Source organism: Bacillus sp. WC2507, assembly GCF_052656125.1.
On the sequence record NZ_JBQXPN010000001.1, the window covers coordinates 2,852,040 to 2,872,701 of the forward strand.

Consider the following 20,662-nt stretch of genomic DNA (forward strand, 5'->3'; position numbering starts at 1 on the left):
AACTAATCTCCTTTATAGAGTTGTTTTATATACTTATATTCTGCTTCCAATCCATTAGTTAAAGAAACAACAGGACGATATTGCAACAATTTATTAGCTTTAGATATATCTGCCCATGTTTGTTTTGGTTCGCCAGGAATTGATTTTAGAAAAATTTTATTTGCTGATTTACCTGATATTTTTTCTAGTGTAGAAATGATATTCAAAACGGAAGATCGTTCTGTTCCACCGATATTTATAACTTCTCCTATTATATCTTCGCTTGTCTCTAAAGCAGCAATGGTTCCTCGTATACAGTCATCGATATAGGTAAAATCACGTGTTTGTGTGCCGTCACCAAATATTGTGAGAGGTTTATTTTTTAGTATTTGTTTAATTAATCTGTGGAATGCCATGTCCGGTCGTTGTCTAGGTCCGTAAACAGTAAAATATCTTAAAATCACAATTGGTATATGAAAATTTTTGTGATAAATATGGCATAGGTGTTCACTACTTAATTTTGTGACACCATACGGAGAAAGTGGATTGGGTAGTAAGTCTTCAGAAACTCTCCCAAATTTTTCTCCATAAACAGAAGATGTTGATATATGAATGAATTTCTCTAACTTTATCTCTTTACATGCTTCAAGTAAATATTGTGTAGCAAGTATATTATTGGTTACATAAGGATGGAAATCTTTTCCCCAACTTGTTCTTACACCAGGAATAGCAGCTAGATGATATACGATTTTCACATCTTTTAAAAGGCTGGTTAAATCTGCAGTTAATATATTTTCTCTAATGAATTGAAATCGTGGATTCTTTTGGAGGGTCCGAATATTATCTGTTTTTAAAGTCTGTGGGGTAGGGCCAATAAAGTGATCAATAGCCACTACATGATATGACTTATTTTCAAGTAATGCTTGACATAAATGAGAACCAATAAAACCGGCGGCTCCTGTTACAAGTATTTTCATGAGCGACCAACTCCTATATAGTGTAAACCGCACTGCTCTATTTCATCTTTATCAATACAATTTCGTCCATCCACAATTGTGCATCCTTTCATTAATTGTTTCACTTGTTGCCAATTAATTTTTTTAAATTCGTCCCATTCTGTGGCAAGAACTATACAATCAGAATTTGTTATTGAGGATTGTAGGTTATTATGTTGAAAAACTTGTTTTTTCAAATGTGGAGGAAGAGATGCTTTTGGATCATACGCATGAAGGTTGTAACCAAGAGGAAGTAATTTTTCAAGAAGTTTTACAGCGAGTGAACTACGAATATCATCAGTGTTTGGTTTGAAGGAAATTCCTAAAATAGTTACTTTATTTGAAGATTGTACTTTTATGACATTTTTAATTTTTTCAATATAGAGGTCAATCTGTGTAGAATTAATGGATTGTACAGCTTGTAAAATAGGAACTGTTATCTGTTTATCATTTGCAGTATATATGAGTGAATGTAAATCTTTTGGAAAACACGATCCTCCATATCCCATTCCTGCCTGAAGGAAATGGGGATTAATTCGAAAATCGTAGCCAATTCCATTTGCTACTTCATTAACATCAATGTGATACGCGTCACAAATTCGGGCGATTTCATTTATAAAGGATATTTTTGTAGCTAAAAATGCATTGGCTGCATATTTAATTAATTCCGCCTCTCTTAAGCCCGTACAAATGAATGGAGCATTAATCTTTTCATATATGTTCTGCATAACTTTTAATGACGTTGTATCATTTTTTTGGATACCAATAATAGTTCGATCTGGAAAAAGCATATCTTGAACAGCAGATCCTTCACGGAGAAATTCTGGGTTAGAAACAATATTAAATAGAAATGAAGGTACACCATTTTTGATGAGCATTTCATATAAATGTTGATTCGTTCCAGGTGGAATTGTACTTTTGGTAATAATTGTTTTATACTCTGTTATTGTTGGAACTAATAAATCAATAACAGAGTATAAATATTTTAAATCTGTCTTTCCACTGGGGGTAGAAGGAGTTCCTACAGCGATAAAAATAACTGATGATTGTTGTATAGCTAGACTAATATCATGCTGGAATTTTAGTTGTTTTCGATTCTTTTGAATAAGTTCTTTTAAACCTGGTTCGTAAATTGGGCATTCTCCGTTCTGAAGAGCTTGGATTTTATTATGATCTTTATCGACACAAATAATAGAATGCCCCAAATCGGCTAAAACTGCTGCTGATGTGAGTCCAACATAACCAGATCCTATAATACATATATTCATACGGCAAGTCACCTTTCTATAGTTAATACTAGTTTTTACAGTATATTAGCGGACAAGTTAAAATGGTGACATAGGAAAAGGCCTATTCATACAGTCGATGTAAGATAGGAGCCTTTTTTAAATTTGTGATGCGCGGTTAAGGGGTTTCCTGAATATAGTATTGAAAGCATGTAGAAGAAGGGGGAGAAAGGGAAATGATAAAAAAAGCGATCATTCCAGCTGCTGGTTATGGTACAAGAAGCCTTCCTATTACAAAGGTAGTTCCGAAAGAAATGTTTCCAATAGGTAATAAACCTGCAATTCATTATATTGTAGAAGAAGCTGTGAAATCAGGGATTGAACAAATATTAATCATTCTTTCAAGTAGAAAGAACTTAATAGTTGATTACTTTGATTATTCATTAGAACTAGAGGCATTTTTAGAAAGGGAACAAAAGGTGGAGTTATTAAAAAAATATAATATCCCTAATATACAAATTCATTATGTAAGGCAACCGTATGCGAAAGGACTTGGTGAGGCAATAAAATTAGGAGAAACATTTATTGGTAAGCATCCCTTTGCAGTGCTTTTGCCAGATGATATCATAATTTCTAATAAAGAAACCCCCTTAAATCAACTAATCAAGGTATACGAAGAGACAAAAAGTAGTGTGTTAGGTATCCATACTGTACCAGTTGAAGATTTGGATAGATACGGAATTGTTAAAGGAGATAGTGTTAAAGAAGACTATATTCAGATTACAAATATTGTTGAAAAACCGAAAGTAAATCCTCCATCTAATCTTGCTGTTGTCGGACGGTATATTTTTACGCCAAATATATTTCAAGTGTTAAAAAAGATTGAGCCTGGGCACGGAGGTGAGTATCAACTAACTGACGCAATAGAGTCTTTACTTAAGACAAAGAACGTGTATGGCAAAATTATTGATGGAAAAAGATTTGATATTGGACAAGAAAATGATTATATACAACTTCTTAATTTTATACATGCAAAAAATAGAGCAAACATGAATTGATATGTTGAAAACCTTCCCAATACACTTGAACTTAAAAAAATCTAGTTAAAGTAGTTTTAGTAGGACAATGGTCTTGATGAATTCAACATTGCTAGTGTTAAAAAATAATAAAAGATTTAACTGATTGAAGAGGGATGGGTGGAGATTTGTCTAATTTTTAGTAATATAAAAATATCATAATTTGGATGTATTTTAAATAGGTATGATTTTGATTTTTGAGAGTAGGATTGAATTTCAAAACTTCTCCTTTAATTTTTCACTTTCTTGCGTAATATGAATAGAAAAAATTCGTTTTCTAAGAAGCAAATAAACTAATGTAGGTCATTTGTATTATTTAGTACGATAAAAGAAATTAGAAAAATTTTTATGTGGATTATATGCTTATTAACATCTTTAATAGTACAGAAATGAAGCGAAATATCAATTTGTATTCAGAAAAACAAATTTATTTTCTACTGCATACCGTGCAAAAAATAATTTTAATAATTGTATATAACGATGTAATGTAAAAGTTTTTTATTAAAATGTGGTTTTTATACTATTATTTAATAAAGAACTTTTTTGTGTAGCGACATCTTTCATTTTTTTATTTAAAGTGAATTTGGTGACCGTTATTTATAAGTTAAAGTAGAAGGAATGTAATAAATAAGGAAAGAAGGTATACACAAGGGGATGAATAAGATGATTAACAATACAATTCCAAGCTTTTTAAAGCTTTTGGAAAGCAATGATATAGGATTATGTGACTTGAATAAATATTATAATAGGTACCCAGAAATATTTAAAGAGTATTTTAAATTTCACTGCCCTAAGACGGAAGAGCGTCTTTGTAGTGCGATTGAAAAATATCTAGCAAAACTAGAAGATATACATATTATTTCGGAAACTTTACCACGAATTATTCAAGAGGTTAGTAAGGGTTATTACATCCAATTTGGTTTTAATATAGACTTAACATATCATATATTCGTTGGAGGATTTGGCTCTAATGCATTTGTAGAGAGAGAAATTATTGGAGATATATTTTTTGCGGCAGAAAAATTATCTCCAGATTCGAATCATCTTCGCGTTATTGTCGCTCACGAAATAGGACATATATATCATAATGTTATGTTACAAAATGATGGAATGGACTGGGGGAAAGCTGAGTGGGCCGATGCGACAGTTAATTTGTATCGCGAAGGTGTTGCAACCTATTTATCAAAGCAAATTATGAAAGGTTTAAATGAATCAGTGTATTACTCATATAACAATGATGGAGAACGTTGGTTACAATGTTATATAGAAAATGAAAAACAAATAAAGAATCGTTTTTTGGAAGATTATATAGAAGGATGGACGTTTGAAAAAGAGAAAGAGTGGTTTCGGTTATCTGGCGGACAGTATTTTGGATACAACCGACTCGGTTATTTTTTAGGAACAGCTTTTGTAGAATATGTTGTACAAACATTGGGTGAGAGTGAAGTATTTACTTTTTGGAACAAACACAATTTAAAAAGTAGTGTAATAAATTGGTTATCGAAATAAATAAGATTATAATAAGGGGCTGAAATGTATGAAAGTGTATGTAAAGATAAGTATGTTATTTCTCGCTTTTACATGCATAGTTGCATTAGCAGCATGTAAAGGGACAGACGAAAAAAAAGAAACAAACCAAACATCGGAAAATAGTAAAAACGAACAGAATAATTCTACTGAAGAAAAGAAAGAACCTGATGCAAAATCAAATAATGAAAGATCAACAAAACCAAACACAGATTCAAGCACCAAAGATACAGTAATAAATCAAAAATCAATTAACCACGTTAAAGATTTGTTCGAACTAGCGAAAGAAGGAAAAGTACCTAACGTTCCGTTCGCAGCACATACAGGAGATATTGAAGAAATAGAAAAAACTTGGGGGAAAGCAGATACAACGGAACAAGCAGGTAACGGAATGTACGCAACTTTTACAAATAAAAATGTTTCCTTCGGTTTTAATAAAGGATCACAAGTTTTTGATGTACGCTCCTATCATGCAGAACTAAAATCAATTACATTACAAGAAATAGAGAAAGCATTAGGAAAACCAGCTTCAGTTAAAGTAAATGGGGAAGATAAAATATATGTATATAAAGTAAACAATCAGTTTGAGTTAAAATTCATTATTCCAAAATCGACTGATAAGGTAAATCATATTTCGGTATTTTCGCCAGAGGATAGTATAAATAAAATGGCAGGGTAATAAAGAAGGCTATCACCAAAGGTCATCAAGACTTTTGTGATAGCCTTCTTTTTACTGTTAAAAGGATGAGCAAAGCAGCCTATAAAACATGAGGAGTATGCTCTGAAATGTCTTTTTTTATTTTATTACGCTCTAAATTTTGAACAAAAAGAGCCTGAATAATGCCCCCAATTATTAAGAAACAAGCACAAATATAAAATAGCATACTGCCGTTTAGTTTGCTTAATAAAACCGCACCAATAACAGGACCGCACGTTCGAGATATATCCCAATGTAACCCGTAAATTGAAAAATACAATCCACGTTTATCTGAAGGAGCGATTTCTGAAACGAATCGAAGTAAATGGTTTAAAGCAATACTTCCACCGATGACTAAAAAGAGTAATGTGAAAAATAGTGACGCGATTGTTGCTGAAAGCCCGTAGCCAAGTGCAGCTACTGTATAGCAGGCATAAGAAATAATGATGATTTTCGCCATGGAAAATCGTTCAGACCATTTCACGAGGAAAACTTGCAGAAAGATTTCCATAATAGCTTTGCATGTTGAAATAAAAACGAGTATGAGTTCGAAATCCGTAAAAGTATGTTTCACGAAAATAAGATAATTCGTCTCAGTTTGTGCATAAAAAAAGCTAATAGGAAGTGTAGAAACCATAAGTCCAAATACGGCGTAATGTTTGTGTACAAATTGTTTTGGAGATGATACTTCAAGCTTTTGCGTTGGTGTCGTCATTGCCGGAGCGGTTTCTGGAAGCTGCGTCCAAACAACGACTGCATATACTATAAGTACAATGCTTTGCACTGTAAATACATATTCAGGGTGAGTCTTATAAAAAATAGTACCGATTAAAGGGCCGATTAGGGTACCTATTGCTCCCATCGTTTGCAGAAGCGAGAAGATTTCTGCTTGCTGATTTTGTTTTGTTAAATCAGCTATTTGTGCACGTTGAGCAGGAATATATAAGGAACGGCCAACCCCATTTATGACATATAACAAAGCAAATATAAAAACGGATTGAGCAAAGATGAAGCTGCCGATTGCAACACTTTGTAGCAATAAGCCGAGTAACATAATTTTCTTTCGCCCATATTTATCAGTCATTCTTCCAGCAATAAGTGTAAATATAATGTCCGAAAGCGGTTGTAATCCGAAAATAAGCATAGTCATCATAATATTGCCGTTTAGCATCTTATTAACATAAATAATCATAATGATAGCTAACATGGATTCTGTTGTTCGAGTTAATAATTCACCGCACAGTCTAATGATGATTGGTTTATTGTAATGTAAAAAGAGATTGTTCAATATTATTTCCTCCTTTCTATATTGAAATGATAAGATGAAAGGAGAATTGGAAAAAGGGTAAAAAGAATAGGGAATATTTTTCACCTTTTAGGGGGAATATGATGTTTATTTTAGATCAATACATTGAACTATGGGTTGCCTATGGGAAAGGGAAAAAAGAAGGAGAGCAATTAGAAGTAACAGTACAAATGATAGCAGAAATATTATTTTGTACGGAGCGTAATAGTAAATTAATTATAAAAAAATTAGAAGAGTTACATTGGATCACTTGGTTTCCAGGGCGCGGGAGAGGGAATCGCTCTAAATTAATATTTCAAAAGCAACCGATGAAATTAATTTTAGACAGAGGAAAAGAACTAACGAAAAAAGGGGATGTGAAAAGTGGAATCTCATTTGTGGAACGATACAGCTCACAATTTCCATCAGTAAAGAAAGAGTATGAAGCTTGGGTAGATTCAATATTTGGTCATAAAATAGAAAGGACACCTGAAGGAAGAAAAGATGTACTTCGGTTGCAAGTACAAATGAATCTAGACATCGCTTTAGATCCGGTCTACGCTACGATGCGCTCAGAATGTCATATGGTTAAACATATTTTTGATACACTCGTATATGTGAATGAGGAAACAAATTGTATAGAGCCAAGACTTGCTTTTCACTGGCAATATAATGACGCTGAAAAGGTTTGGACATTTTATTTAAGAAAAGGCGTTCATCTTCATAATAGAAAACGACTTACCGCACATGATGTTATACATTCATTGAATCGATTTATGAAAGCGGAAAACAACCCACACGCATGGATGTTGCAACATGTTGAAAATGTCCGTGCAGTGGATGAATTTGTTGTTGAAATTCAATTACATACGGAAAATAGGATGTTTTTACATATGCTAAGTGCAGAACAGTGTTCTATCGTAAATGAAGATGAAGCAGGAAACTTTATTGGTACAGGACCTTTTATATTACGCGAGAAAAATGTACAATTATTTGTATTAGAAGTGCATGATTTATATTATCGTGAAAGACCTTTTCTTGACCGAATTGAACTAATGAATGTAGAGAAAAATGTAAATACGTATGACGTGTTAGTAAAGGCGCAATATAAAGATAAAGAAAAGCCTAATAAAGAGTTGTCTCGGCTTGAATCGAACGTGACATATGTAACGTGCAATCTTGTAAAAGAAGGACCAATGCAAGATGAGCTGTTTCGAAAGGCACTACATAAAATCATTGATGGCGATAGAATTGTTCAAGAACTCGGCGGAGAACGTGGAGAAGTGGCAAAAAAACTAATATTAGCAAATGAAAGAAAAGTAGAGATTAAGGAAGAGATAGAATGCTTAGTGAAAAGGAGTATGTATCATCATGAAGTGCTACAACTCTACACATTTACAGGACAAGATCATGTAGAAGATGCACAATGGATACAGAAAGAGTGTGCGAAGTACGGGATTCGTGTAGAAACTAATTTTCTTGAAGTTGAAGAGTTATTGGAAATCAGTACGATACAAAAGGCTGATATGATGCATGATAGTGCAACAATTAGCGAACGAATAGAAGATAGTCTGCTATATATGTTTCTTACAAAAAATAGTTTTATTCATGGGCAAAGCAGCATGGACTTTCATAAAAAGTTCTCCCCTTATTTTAAAGAAGAAGATTTAGAGAATAGAGTTACATTGTTACGCAATATTGAAGACACTTTGTTACGTCAAATTCATATTATTCCTTTATACCGTAACAAACAACAAGTAACTTCTCACGAAAAAGTACAAAATATAATGATTAATTCACAAGGGTGGATTGATTTTTATGAGATATGGTTTACATGTTGATATATAAGGGTTTTTACGTATTTTATAGGATGCGTGAGAACCCTATTTTTTTGTGTGAAACAGGTTTGTTTTACACATTGTTACGCTACTTATGGTAAAAGGGTATTTACAGCGTAACAGTGTTATGTTACATTGTTATCAGGAAGGAGTGTTATACAGTTGAGTACAGATTTAATTTCAAAAAAAGATTTATTAGAACTAACTGGTATTTCATACGGACAGTTATATAGGTGGAAAAGAAAAAATTTAATACCGGAAGATTGGTTTGTACGAAAGTCAACATTCACGGGTCAAGAGACATTTTTTCCGAAAGAAAAGATATTAGAGCGTATTGATAAAATCCAAACGATGAAAGAGGATCTATCACTTGATGAACTAGCGAATATGTTTTCACCGAGTGTGAGAGAAATTCTTTTAACAAAGGAAGACATTTTACTTAAGGGGATTGCATCAGAAACAGTTCTACAATTCTTCATAGAACAAACGAATAAAACAACAGAGTTTCAATTTGTAGATATTCTTTATGTGTACATGTTAGAAGAATTACTACAATCGGGAGAGATTAGTTTAGAAGAAGGAAAAATGGTCTTGCAAGTTTTACGTGAAAATTATGAAGCAATTAAACATAAAACTTGTGACTTAATCATTGTCCGAAAGTTAGGGATTTCTACATGTTTATTAGTTTCAAACGTGGACGATTTAATTTTTGAAAAAGGCACCAAAATCGTTTTAAGCGAAGCGATTATGAAATATACAGAAGCATTAAAAAAGAAACTGTTGTAGTGGAGGAAAAAGTATGCGTACAGATAATTTGATTATAAATGGTTACGGTTCATCGAATGGCGGCGAGTTTCATAAAGTGCAATTAAACGGAAAAGGAACTGTGCATGGAAATGTTGAATGTGAGCAATTTGAATGTAACGGTTACGGTGCAGTTACAGGCGATTTGAAAAGTAGTAGTGCGCGAATTAGCGGATCAGGTAAAGTCGATGGCACAGTTCATGCTGAAACGATGCGAATTGATGGAAAAGCAACAATTACGCAAAATGTAAAGGCAAACAGTTTGAAAATTGCAGGAAAAGGTACGATAGGTGGAAATGTCACTGGTGAAGAATTTAAAGTCAATGGTCAAGCGACAATTGACGGTAATTGTGAAGTAGATACTTTTTCTTCAGAAGGACAATTTACAATTGGCGGATTATTAAGCGCAGATGAAATAAATATTAATATTCACGGTACATGTCGAGCGAAAGAAATTGGTGGTCAAACGATTAAAGTAAGACATAGATTAGGTACATTTAGTAGGCTATTTAAAACAGTATTTGGCTTGCAGTTAGAAGCTGAGCTGCTTGAAGGTGACAATATCGATATTGATTATGCTCACATAAGAACGGTAAGAGGAAATAATGTTACAGTAGGACCGAACTGTGAGATTGAACTCATTGAATATACCGGTGTGCTTACCGTTGATAAAAGCGCAAATGTAAAAGAAATTAAGCAGGTTTAATGGGAGGGAGTAAGTAATATGGAACATCTACATAGTCTCACAGTAAATGGTTCCGGTAATTCAGCAGGCGGAGATTATAATAAAGTGAAGATTCGCGGTGAAGGAACAATTACGAATGATATGAGTTGTAATGAATTTAAAACATATGGCACGAGTGATGTACGCGGTGATATGAAAGTGAAAAATTATGTTGTGTATGGAGATAGCGAAGTACAAGGAAATGTAGATGCGGAATATGTAAAAGTATATGGTAATACACAAATTTATGGTGATGCACATATTGAAAAAACAAAAGTTAGAGGTATGATAGATATTGCAGGAAAGTTTTCAGGTGATTTTGTCGATGTAAAAGGTGCCTTAAATGTGAAGGGAGATATTGAAGTAGAACATTTATCATTAACTGGTGGTCTTGAAAGTGATGGATTACTAAATGCTGAAAATATTCAAATCTCACTTCGCTATGAAGGAAGTAAGGTAAGAGAAATTGGTGGTAAAAAAATTACGATTCGTAAAAAAGCGAGATTTCTTCCTTTTATTAGTCATGTTGGAAACCTCCAAACTTCAATTGTTGAAGGAGATGATATATATTTAGAACATACGATTGCTGAAGTAGTGAGAGGAAACAACGTTACAATTGGCCCTGGTTGTGAAATTAGTGTTGTAGAATATCATACTAGTTTTAATCAAAAGGGTAATGCAGTCGTAAAAGAACATAAACAAATATAAGTAGTACGAGGGAGAGCACGGTTATGGTTGAGAAGAATAATAAGCTTGGATTTGTTGTGGCGGGCTTATTGCTAGGTATTTTAATGGCATCAATGGATAATACCATTGTCGTAACAGCGATGGGAACGATTGTTGGTGACTTAGGAGGCCTTGAAAACTTTGTATGGGTCGTTTCTGCCTATATGGTCGCAGAAATGGCGGGTATGCCGATTTTCGGTAAACTATCAGATATGTATGGTAGAAAGAGATTCTTTATTTTTGGATTAATCGTCTTTATGATTGGTTCGGCACTTTGTGGTACTGCTGAAAATATTACACAGTTAGGTATTTACCGTGCCATTCAAGGTATTGGGGGCGGGGCATTAGTGCCGATCGCGTTTACTATCGTTTTTGATATTTTCCCTCCTGAAAAGCGTGGGAAAATGGGTGGACTATTCGGAGCAGTATTTGGTTTATCAAGTATTTTCGGGCCATTACTTGGCGCATATATTACGGATTATATTAGTTGGCACTGGGTGTTTTATATTAACTTACCGCTTGGCGTTTTAGCACTTATTTTTATTACATTCTTTTATAAAGAGTCACGAGTTCATAGAAAGCAAAAAATTGATTGGTTTGGCGCAATTACTTTAGTTGGTGCAGTAGTTTCGTTAATGTTTGCGCTCGAACTTGGTGGACAAAAGTATGACTGGGATTCTAGCTTTATTTTAAGTTTATTTGGCGGATTCGCTATTTTAATTATTGCATTTATTTTTATTGAACGTAAAGTAGAAGAACCAATCATTTCATTTGAAATGTTTAAACAACGTTTATTCGGAATGAGTACCATTATTGCATTATGTTACGGCGCTGCGTTTATGTCCGCAACTGTATATATTCCGTTATTTATTCAAGGTGTATATGGCGGTAGCGCAACAAATTCGGGATTATTACTTTTACCGATGATGTTAGGATCAGTCGTAACAGCGCAGTTAGGTGGATTTTTAACGACGAAGCTTAGCTACCGAAACATTATGATTATTTCTGCTGTTATTATGCTAATTGGACTATTCTTATTAAGCACATTAACGCCAGAAACAAGTCGAATATTATTAACGGTTTATATGATTATCATTGGATTTGGAGTAGGTTTCTCATTCTCTGTACTAAGTATGGCAGCTATTCACAACTTCGGTATGGAACAGCGTGGATCTGCAACTTCAACGAGTAATTTCATTCGTTCATTAGGAATGACACTAGGTATTACAATCTTCGGAATGATTCAAAGAACAGGTTTCCAAGATCAATTAGAAGAAGCTTTTAAAGGTATGAGCGGAGGAATGAATACAAACGCTTTAGGAGATTCAAGAGCTATTCTATCAGAATCGGCAAGATCTCAAATCCCACCGCAAATATTAGATAAAATTATTGACGCTCTTTCTAGCTCCATTGTTCAAACATTTATGTGGGCATTAGTACCAGCAGGTCTAGCATTCATATTTATTTTCTTTATGGGAAATGAGCGTATGGTAATTAAGAAAAAACAAACGAATAAAAAGAGTGAAACATCAAAAGCGTAATGAAAAAGCTCCTTTCCAATTGGAAAGGAGCTTTTTCGTATGTACGGATTTAGATTAGCCTTCGATAATTTCGTATTCTTCGTCTGCTAATAATAAAATTTGTGTTTTCTTACCTTTGTTTTGAACTTCGATTACATCGTATGCACCTAAGTCTCTTAGTTTGTTTTGAGAAGCGTTAACCATCACTTCCATAGAATCAATTAAGATATCTTCTTCAATGTATGATTCAGGCAATGCCATATCTTCTGTTTCTAATACACATGCATATAGATTTTGTAAGTTTTCAGCAGTTGGGTTTTGTTCCTCAACATCAATGATGTTCTTTACTGCATCCATATTTTCTTCTTTTGCTTGGTATACTTTAATTTTAGCCATTGTTTTATTCTCCTTTATAACGTAATCGTAGAGGCTACACCTTATTATAACGTTTTTTTCATGAAAGATGAAATTGTTATATGTATTTATAGGGAAATTTATGTGCTATTACTCATTATTGGCGTAATTTCATTATTAATGTGATAAGTAAGTACCTATATTCCTGAGTTAAAGTTATATTGTCCAAGCTTTTTTATACTCCGTTCATATTATATGTATTAGATAAAACATATAGGGAAGGGATGGAGTGTAAGTGGGTTGTGAGCCGAAACGAAATTATCAATGCTGCCAAAATAGTATTTGTGAATTTTTACGAAGTCTAGAGCCTTTTACAAAAGTTGAGAGTATTGTAATCGCCGGAAACGAAATTGTTGTATCTTATTTTCTTTCATTTAATAAGAGGAATGGTATCGTATCCTTCGTACAAGAGGACAATGAGGTTACTTTTGTAGATTGCTCTAGGATTGATGCAATTCGAATAGGAAAAGTTTGTAGTTGTAAAACGAAAGTTAAATTTATTGAAGAGGATTTTAGTTTACTTGGAAATGTTTGTCCGAAATGTTTAACCGAGGGAAGTACACTCTTTTTTGACTTTCACAATCCAGAATTGAATTTATCACTGCAAGCAAAAACAATTGATGCACCTAGTTGTACTGAATTTATAGATGAACTTGGGAATGTCGTAAAGCAAATTACTATAATAGGTGAAGCGATAGTTTCTAAAGATTTTGTTCAAGTGCCTGAACTATTAAACTTTCGATTAGTTATATCTGATACGGCTACGAATCCATTAAAGTTTGGAATACTATTCATTAATTTCCCTGATCTTACGTTTATTATTCTTTTCGCATCGAGTGGATACCTTAACATATCGAACTGTTTGAAAATCGAGAGTGGAACAGGTAATGTTGAAATAGAAGAGATGAGAAAGATGATAATAAATGACAATAATACGTACAAGTCAGTAATTAAGTTGACTAAAATATATAAAAATGGTGCTACAGAATCCTTTACTTCTAAGAAAGAGATATAACGTATTTAGATTGATTAACCCTCATGCAAAATAATGAGGGGTTTTTACATATACGAATTGGATTGTATTAACGAAAAAAATAGCTTTGTTAATATGAATGTTAGTAAAGTAAATAAGAAAAGGACTATTGAAGTAGCCCTTTTTAACTATGTAAATAGTTGTTGGTAACCTTTATCAAGATTAATTAATGATTGTGTTATTTACTAAATTCTTTTTGAGCTCCCATATAGCTTCCGATGATATTTTGATAACTTGGAAGATGCTTAGCTAGTAAAGCTCCAAAGCCTTCAACATCATTTCGCCAGTCACGCTGTAATTCAGCTGCAACGCTAAACCAATTCATTAGTTGGACTCCTCCATGAGCCATACGCATAAGAGCGGCATCAGCGACTTGTTTATTAAAAGTTCCAGATGCATCAGTTGCAACAAACACTTCATACCCTGCATTTACAGCAGATAGCGCTGGGAATGCAACACAAACATCAGTAACTACGCCAGCGATTATTAGTTGTTTTTTCCCTGTTGCTTCAATAGCTTCTACAAATTCATCATTGTCCCATGCGTTAATTTGTCCAGGACGCGCTATTTTAGGCGCATTTGGAAAAAATTCAATTAATTCTTGCATGAGTGGGCCATTAGGACCATCTTCGAAGCTAGTTGTTAAAATAACCGGTAAATCAAAAAACTTAGCGGTGTTAGCAAGTGCTAAAACATTGTTTTTGAACTCATCAACACCATAGTCACGCACTAGGCTAGAAATAAGCCCAGTTTGATGATCCACTAGAAGAACAGCGGCATCACTTTTTGAAAGACGAGAATAGAAATCAGACATTTTATAATCCCCCTTAAAAAGTCTATTTATAAATTAATCTTACAGTTATTTAGATGAGTTTGGTATATGTGAAAAAGTTTTTCAATAAATAGGCTTTATTTAGATGTAAAGATGTATGTTTTAAAATTGAAAAAGAAAATTTCACTTTTTTGATTAGATGTTATAATAATTTTATATTTATGAATAATTTATAATTATATGGATTTTAGTAGACATTTGCTTATATGTAGAATAAAAGGACTTATGAAAAAAGTAGGGGTACATTGATTCTAAAGAAAGCAGGAATGTAAATGATATATGAAGCGAATATACATACAAGAGAAAAATTAGTTACTATGTTCGAAGATTTCAATAACGTTGTTTTACTTTCTTATTTACAAGGACATATGGGTACTGCTTGGGTAAATGATCTTGAAAATCCAACAGTAGCGCAAGTTACGGTAGGGATCTTTACATTTTACGCTGGTGATTCGAATGCGAAAGAAACTGAAGAATTAGTACGTAACATTCCTGATAGAATGTTAGTAATCGTAAATAGTGAAGAGTGGAAAAAGCGTTTAGAAACATGTTATGAAAGAAAAATAGATAAGTTTTTACGCTATAAATTCAAACGGAATGCAGAAGTTTTTAATCATTCAAAATTACAATCTTTCATATCAGCGCTTCCAAAAGGATACGAGTTACAAAAAATAGATGAACATATCGTAAATATTCCCACATTACATAAGGTCTCTGAAGATTTTACAAGTCAATTTCAAACGATGGAAGATTATATAAACCGAGGTATAGGTTATAGCATTTTATATAAAGATGAAGTTGTATGTGGAGCATCATCGTATAGTATTTATGATAATGGCATTGAAATTGAAGTGGCGACTGATCACAATCATAGAAGAAAAGGGTTAGCAACTATAGTTAGTGCGGCGTTAATCTTGGATTGTTTAGAAAAAGGGATATATCCAAATTGGGATGCAGCGAATACTACGTCTGCTAAACTAGCAGAAAAGCTAGGATATGTTTTTGATAAGGCGTATGATGCTTATTTTGTGGATAATAGGTAAATGAATGAATTTGTACAATTGTACAACAGAAAAAGTCTAGAAAATCCTATAAAATTCGTGTTAATTACTCTTTTTTAAAATTACAAATTGGGTATAAAAATCGACTTGAAAAAGTCGGTTTTTATTTTTTAACAATAAGGTGCATCCAATATTAATTTGCTGTTGCATAGATATTATGGAATGAAGAAATTAACAAAATTAATTTTATTTGTCTTAATAAATTTAAGAATAGATTTTTGAAAGTTTCTTCGAAAATATGGTTATCCTTTTTACTATTGAACTTAATCAACATATTATGGTATTTTTCCGCGATAATAGTTAAGAATTTTTTAAATAGGTAAGTATTCATAAAAACTAATTATATTAAACTGTGTGTATTTGAATATTAAAGATAGAATACAATCTTTATTTGCAAATGATAAAAGTGACTATGATACAAACCCACGCATTAATAGAAAAAGTACATATACAGTAAAGAGAGTTAAAAAACTCTAATTTTTTTATAAAGGAGATTATAAAATATGAGTGAACAATGCCCAATTAATGTACCATGTCAGGTAGCAGGACAAACTCAAACACCATTAAGTGATGCACCTGCAACGCCAATTACTACTCCAGGAGCACCAATTGTAAAAATACCAGTTGTATTAGCAGAAAGAACGATTCAAATTGTTGTAGAATCTGATATTTCATTAGATCCTCCAGCAGTTGAAATTAAACGAATCTTAAAAAATGCATTTTTAACACAATGTAAGTTAGTTCCTGTAGCATTTACTCCAGTACCAGGTACACCTTACCGCCGAGTTACAAGAGCAAAGTTATTTGTACAAGGATATATTCGTAAAAACATTGAATATGCAAATGACGAGTGTAATGGAGTGCTATATGACCGCATTGCTAATGTTCCATTTTCTGGTTTTGCTGATTTAACAGCTGGTGATTTTCTATCACAGGCTATAGTGGCTGCTTCCTCAGATACTACTTCTCATTTTATTAATCCTAAAAATGGTGATCTACCACGTTTAGACAAATACTTCTTCGAAAATACAGTTTTTTATAATGAACAACCGTATTGCGAATTAGTCAGCGCTCAATTTTTTGAATTAGACTTTTCACCTTGTCCAACAGACCTAAACGAACCATTTGATACTCTTCGTGAAAAAATTGTACTGGATCTTACTTTAAAAGTTTTACAAGTACAACAAGTACAAGTATAAAACTAAAAAAGCATTGTCTTTGATAAAAAGACAATGTCTTTTTTATTATTATAAAACATATATAATGATGAAAATGAATACGTGTAAAATAACATATTTTCCTGAATTTTATTAGATGGGGGGATGGTGATGAATAAGCCATGGATTGGTAAGGTGCTATGGGATGAAATTCACAAGTATAAAAATCTGAATAAACAAGATAATTCACGAGAAAGAATAGTAAAGAAAGAAGAAGAAGTATCTGAAGTAAAGAAAGAAGAAGAAGTATCTGAAGTAAAGAAAGAAGAGGAAGTATCTGAAGTAAAGAAAGAAGAAGAAGTATCTGAAGTAAAGAAAGAAGAAGAAGTATCTGAAGTAAAGAAAGAAGAAGAAGTATCTGAAGTAAAGAAAGAAGAAGAAGTATCTGAAGTAAAGAAAGAAGAAGAAGTATCTGAAGTAAAGAAAGAAGAAGAAGTATCTGAAGTAAAGAAAGAAGAGGAAGTATCTGAAGTAAAGAAAGAAGAAGAAGTATCTGAAGTAAAGAAAGAAGAAGAAGTATCTAAAGTAAAGAAAGAAAAGGAAGTATCTGAAGTAAAGAAAGAAAATGCAACATCTGAATCACAAATAGAACCATCAGTGCGTTCAATGGTAGTGAAAACACCATTTTCTATTATTTCTGAAGTGTCTAGTTTTAAAGTGTTTCCAAAAATAAACATAAAAAATCAAGAAGCGTTTGTTTTTCAAAATGAAAAAGATGTAGGTAGGCGTGAATTAGATTCTAAGTTATTAACTACAGTACAACAGTATCATTCGGAGGCTTATTGTGAAATAGTTTCTTTTAATCTTCATGAAAAGAGAGTGCTTATGGAATTATATAATAAAAAAGTCATAGGGAATATTGAAGAGAATAAGGTAGAGACATCTTCATGGACCCCTATACATAGCATAATATTAGAGGGTAAAAATGAAGGAGAAGTAAATAATGTTATAACAGCCAAGCTACCAATAGAAATAGGAAAATATAAAGGTGAAATTATTTTACGAGAAAAAGTTGTATTTAAAGAAAAAGTCATAGGAATAAAAGAGGTGGAACAGGAGATTGTTTTGACAAAAACTGAATTCTTAGTGCCAAAAGTAATAAAAAATGGACAAAATACATTTACAGTTGAAAAAGGGAGCTTATTTGTAGAAGGCTATATTTATCAATGTATTGAATACATATCAGAACAAAGTACATTTCATAATAATATGTATCAATTAATGCAAAATATTGTACTGGAATTAGTCGTTCAAGTAATACAAGAACAGGAAGTACAAGTACGAATGAAATAAAAATGAATATATTCCCTAAATGCTACAAATGGTTTTCCCTCAATAAATTCAGTGTAATATTTATGAAGACTAATTTTTGCTAACGGGGATAGTTACTTTATTATATGAATCTATTTAGGTCTATGAAAAAATAAGTGCTAACATGTTTGAAAACAAACTTACTAACACTTATTAAAAACAGACATAAAATTTGGATTATATGTGGTTTGATTTAAGAATTTAATAAAAAAATTGATAATTACTTGCTATAAACTGATGTGTAAAATAAAGTGTATTCACTTCTTTTTTACAAGACTCTCAACTTGAATAGTAATACATGTTTATCATAATTTTCTAAACACCAATTATATTTTTTTAGAATAATTGGATGGACAACTTCTTTCGTCATATCAACATCAATAAAGCCATATGTTTTATAAAAACTTTCTAGTTCTTCAAAAGGAATACAAAATACGTTTTGTATTTCTAATGCTTTCGCAGTCTGTACTAAGAATGAAACAAGTTTCTTAGCTAATTGTAGACCTCTAAATTGAGGGAGAATAAAAATCCCACCCATTTCTAAAGTATTTTCATCTAGTTGGACTAATCGTCCAACACCTGCATACTCATTGTTGTATGTAATGATTGCAACTTTATCTCTCTCTAAATCACTTTGTACAAATCCTATCGATTCATATTGATTATTAATCCATTCTAGGTCATTAGATGTAGCTAGTTGAATACTCATATGCATCCTCCTTTGGAAAACTTGCGTTATTTTCATTATATTGAATATAATATCAGGAAAAAAGTAGTTGGAATCGCATGATTTCCAATTACTGTTCAAGTTTTGAAGAATAGTGCATACAATATAAAGTCTTTTCCTTTCTTCATTTAAGTTTTACGTATATAATTTAAAAGTACTATTTTTATTTTATATTTTTTATATTTATAACAGAATAGAGGTTTAAAAATGGGTGTTAAAATCATTACGGATAGTGCGGCGGATTTACCGGTAGAATTGCTGCAAGCATATGATATTGATTTAATTCCACTCCGTGTATATGATGAAGCAGAAACAGAGTATTTAGATGGAGTTACATTAGAGTCAGTTACATTATTGCAAAAAATGAGAGAAGGCGCAGTTTATAGAACGTCATTGCCTTCACTTGAAACTTTCCAAGAAAAATTTGTTTCTTATGCAAAAGAAGGTAATCCTTGTATATATTTAGCTTTTTCATCTGAACTGTCTGGTACATATCAATCGTCAGTTGTTATTAAAGAAGAAGTGAAAGAAACTTATGCTGATTTAGATTTAGAAATTATCGATACAAAATGTGCTTCGCTTGGTCAAGGGCTTGTCGTTTTAGAAGCTGCTAAAATGGCGAAAGACGGCGCATCAAAAGAAGATATTTTAAAACGTGTTGATTTTCTAATGAATCATATGGAACATATCTTCACTGTAGCTGACTTGCAGTACCTTGTTAGAGGTGGACGTTTAAGTAAAGTAGCAGGTTTTATCGGTGGGTTACTAAACATTAAGCCGATCTTAAACGTAGAAGAAGGAAAGCTTGTACCACTTGAAAAGGTACGTGGGAAAAAGAAAGTCCTTGGCCGAATTGTAGATATTATGGAAGAGCGCGGAAAAGACCTTAAAGGTCAAACAATCGCTATGACTCATGGTGACGACTTAGAAACAGCTGAAGCATTAAAAGTATTAATTACGGATAGATTTGGCTGTGAAGTGTTTATCGTAAATACAATTGGTGCAGCAATTGGAGCACATACAGGACCTGGCGTTATAACGTTATTTTTCTTAAATGAAGTAGAGTAAAGGATTGATCTTTTGATCAATCCTTTTTTAATTCTAATATAATTGTTTTATGCGGATGAAAAATATGTAATTTTATATTAGTTAGTAACTTTCTTTTTAGTAGGTATGAAGGTAGATAGGAAACCAGTGAAGGCTAGTATGAAACCAAATGTTTCAGTATCATCAACTACTAAACCATTGTTCCACTGATAAAGGAAGGATGCTAGCAATAAAAGAGTAGCAGCGCCTCCAACATATCTTGCCATTTTTCGTGTTGAATCTTTTTTTGTTTTTACAATCATATTTGTCATCCTTTCATATTTACTAAATAATTCGATAAACTAATTTCTAGGATGTGATATTGATAATTCATCTATTGAGCTCACTTAATTTATTTTCATTTACAATAGATGTCTTCCATGTACTAGGTAAATATAATTAACCATTCGATCTATTTTAAGAATGATAGTTTACATGTAGTTAAATCCTTTTCATTAAGTTTATCGTAATTCAAGTATATGGCGCTGTCCTTGTTAATAACAAGTAGTAAAATTGTATGAAAAAAGTGGGCAAAAACCTTAAATTTAAACCATTAAATTTAACAAGCTATCTAGTAATAATCA

Annotated in this window: 20 protein-coding genes; 13 read left to right on the top strand and 7 right to left on the bottom strand. The window is 32.4% G+C overall.

Features of this window, described 5'->3' with window-relative positions:
* Window positions 1-2: 2 nt before the first annotated feature.
* On the bottom strand, window positions 3-956 hold the full coding sequence (locus ACUN28_RS15250) for an NAD-dependent epimerase/dehydratase family protein (RefSeq protein WP_016087468.1): 954 nt from the start codon (window positions 954-956) through the stop codon (window positions 3-5).
* Window positions 953-2,242 carry a UDP-glucose dehydrogenase family protein gene (locus ACUN28_RS15255; RefSeq protein ID WP_016087469.1) on the bottom strand — a complete coding sequence of 430 codons (1,290 nt, stop codon included), beginning with the start codon at window positions 2,240-2,242 and terminating at the stop codon, window positions 953-955. The genes ACUN28_RS15250 and ACUN28_RS15255 overlap by 4 nt, the downstream gene beginning before the upstream one ends.
* A gap of 194 nt (window positions 2,243-2,436) precedes the next feature.
* Here ACUN28_RS15255 and ACUN28_RS15260 point away from each other — a divergent pair, with 194 nt between their 5' ends.
* The 3 genes from ACUN28_RS15260 (at window position 2,437) to ACUN28_RS15270 (ending at window position 5,482) form a co-directional block, all read left to right on the top strand.
* Complete coding sequence (locus ACUN28_RS15260) at window positions 2,437-3,258, top strand: UTP--glucose-1-phosphate uridylyltransferase (RefSeq protein ID WP_016087470.1); 822 nt, start codon at window positions 2,437-2,439, stop codon at window positions 3,256-3,258.
* 681 nt (window positions 3,259-3,939) lie between these two features.
* A complete protein-coding gene (locus ACUN28_RS15265; RefSeq protein ID WP_016087471.1) occupies window positions 3,940-4,785 on the top strand; it encodes a DUF5700 domain-containing putative Zn-dependent protease in 846 nt (281 codons plus the stop codon).
* A gap of 28 nt (window positions 4,786-4,813) precedes the next feature.
* Entirely contained in the window at window positions 4,814-5,482 is a 669-nt protein-coding gene (locus tag ACUN28_RS15270) for a YjgB family protein (RefSeq protein WP_016087472.1), read from the top strand.
* Between the two features lie 79 nt (window positions 5,483-5,561).
* On the opposite strand, the gene ACUN28_RS15275 is transcribed toward ACUN28_RS15270, so the two are convergent.
* On the bottom strand, window positions 5,562-6,788 hold the full coding sequence (locus ACUN28_RS15275; protein ID WP_016087473.1) for an MDR family MFS transporter: 1,227 nt from the start codon (window positions 6,786-6,788) through the stop codon (window positions 5,562-5,564).
* A 101-nt stretch (window positions 6,789-6,889) separates the two neighbouring features.
* On the opposite strand from ACUN28_RS15275, the gene ACUN28_RS15280 reads away from it, so the two are divergent.
* The 5 genes from ACUN28_RS15280 to ACUN28_RS15300 all read left to right on the top strand — a co-directional run bounded on the left by ACUN28_RS15280 (window position 6,890) and on the right by ACUN28_RS15300 (window position 12,418).
* Window positions 6,890-8,626 carry an ABC transporter substrate-binding protein gene (locus ACUN28_RS15280; RefSeq protein WP_016087474.1) on the top strand — a complete coding sequence of 579 codons (1,737 nt, stop codon included), beginning with the start codon at window positions 6,890-6,892 and terminating at the stop codon, window positions 8,624-8,626.
* Window positions 8,627-8,785: 159 nt separating this feature from the next.
* Window positions 8,786-9,409, top strand: coding sequence for a YhbD family protein (locus ACUN28_RS15285; protein WP_016087475.1), 624 nt, complete (start codon window positions 8,786-8,788; stop codon window positions 9,407-9,409).
* A gap of 13 nt (window positions 9,410-9,422) precedes the next feature.
* Window positions 9,423-10,133 (top strand): bactofilin family protein, encoded by a 711-nt coding sequence (locus tag ACUN28_RS15290; protein WP_016087476.1) that lies wholly within the window; start codon window positions 9,423-9,425, stop codon window positions 10,131-10,133.
* A gap of 18 nt (window positions 10,134-10,151) precedes the next feature.
* The gene (locus ACUN28_RS15295) at window positions 10,152-10,859 is read left to right on the top strand and encodes a hypothetical protein (protein ID WP_016087477.1); all 708 of its coding nucleotides are present in this window, start codon (window positions 10,152-10,154) and stop codon (window positions 10,857-10,859) included.
* Between the two features lie 23 nt (window positions 10,860-10,882).
* Window positions 10,883-12,418 (top strand): MDR family MFS transporter, encoded by a 1,536-nt coding sequence (locus tag ACUN28_RS15300; RefSeq protein WP_016087478.1) that lies wholly within the window; start codon window positions 10,883-10,885, stop codon window positions 12,416-12,418.
* A gap of 54 nt (window positions 12,419-12,472) precedes the next feature.
* Here the strand turns inward: ACUN28_RS15300 and ACUN28_RS15305 are convergent, their stop codons facing one another.
* The gene (locus ACUN28_RS15305; protein ID WP_001062728.1) at window positions 12,473-12,793 is read right to left on the bottom strand and encodes a hypothetical protein; all 321 of its coding nucleotides are present in this window, start codon (window positions 12,791-12,793) and stop codon (window positions 12,473-12,475) included.
* A 253-nt stretch (window positions 12,794-13,046) separates the two neighbouring features.
* Here ACUN28_RS15305 and ACUN28_RS15310 point away from each other — a divergent pair, with 253 nt between their 5' ends.
* Entirely contained in the window at window positions 13,047-13,826 is a 780-nt protein-coding gene (locus ACUN28_RS15310; protein WP_016087479.1) for a BC_2878 family exosporium-associated protein, read from the top strand.
* A gap of 196 nt (window positions 13,827-14,022) precedes the next feature.
* Here ACUN28_RS15310 and ycaC read toward each other — a convergent pair whose 3' ends face one another.
* Window positions 14,023-14,658, bottom strand: coding sequence for an isochorismate family cysteine hydrolase YcaC (ycaC, locus tag ACUN28_RS15315; RefSeq protein ID WP_016087480.1), 636 nt, complete (start codon window positions 14,656-14,658; stop codon window positions 14,023-14,025).
* Between the two features lie 290 nt (window positions 14,659-14,948).
* On the opposite strand from ycaC, the gene ACUN28_RS15320 reads away from it, so the two are divergent.
* The 3 genes from ACUN28_RS15320 to ACUN28_RS15330 all read left to right on the top strand — a co-directional run bounded on the left by ACUN28_RS15320 (window position 14,949) and on the right by ACUN28_RS15330 (window position 18,247).
* Complete coding sequence (locus ACUN28_RS15320) at window positions 14,949-15,719, top strand: GNAT family N-acetyltransferase (protein WP_016087481.1); 771 nt, start codon at window positions 14,949-14,951, stop codon at window positions 15,717-15,719.
* A 521-nt stretch (window positions 15,720-16,240) separates the two neighbouring features.
* Window positions 16,241-16,936: a CsxC family protein gene (locus ACUN28_RS15325; RefSeq protein ID WP_016087482.1), complete on the top strand. Its 696-nt coding sequence runs from the start codon at window positions 16,241-16,243 to the stop codon at window positions 16,934-16,936.
* A 129-nt stretch (window positions 16,937-17,065) separates the two neighbouring features.
* Window positions 17,066-18,247, top strand: a complete 1,182-nt coding sequence (locus ACUN28_RS15330; RefSeq protein WP_445423400.1) for a BC_2427 family protein — start codon at window positions 17,066-17,068, stop codon at window positions 18,245-18,247.
* Window positions 18,248-18,533: 286 nt separating this feature from the next.
* Here the strand turns inward: ACUN28_RS15330 and ACUN28_RS15335 are convergent, their stop codons facing one another.
* Window positions 18,534-18,974 carry a GNAT family N-acetyltransferase gene (locus ACUN28_RS15335; RefSeq protein ID WP_016087484.1) on the bottom strand — a complete coding sequence of 147 codons (441 nt, stop codon included), beginning with the start codon at window positions 18,972-18,974 and terminating at the stop codon, window positions 18,534-18,536.
* Window positions 18,975-19,199: 225 nt separating this feature from the next.
* Between ACUN28_RS15335 and ACUN28_RS15340 the strand changes: the two genes are divergently transcribed.
* Window positions 19,200-20,060, top strand: a complete 861-nt coding sequence (locus ACUN28_RS15340; RefSeq protein ID WP_016134736.1) for a DegV family protein — start codon at window positions 19,200-19,202, stop codon at window positions 20,058-20,060.
* Between the two features lie 77 nt (window positions 20,061-20,137).
* Here the strand turns inward: ACUN28_RS15340 and ACUN28_RS15345 are convergent, their stop codons facing one another.
* Window positions 20,138-20,341 carry a hypothetical protein gene (locus tag ACUN28_RS15345; protein ID WP_002189898.1) on the bottom strand — a complete coding sequence of 68 codons (204 nt, stop codon included), beginning with the start codon at window positions 20,339-20,341 and terminating at the stop codon, window positions 20,138-20,140.
* Window positions 20,342-20,662: the final 321 nt, after the last annotated feature.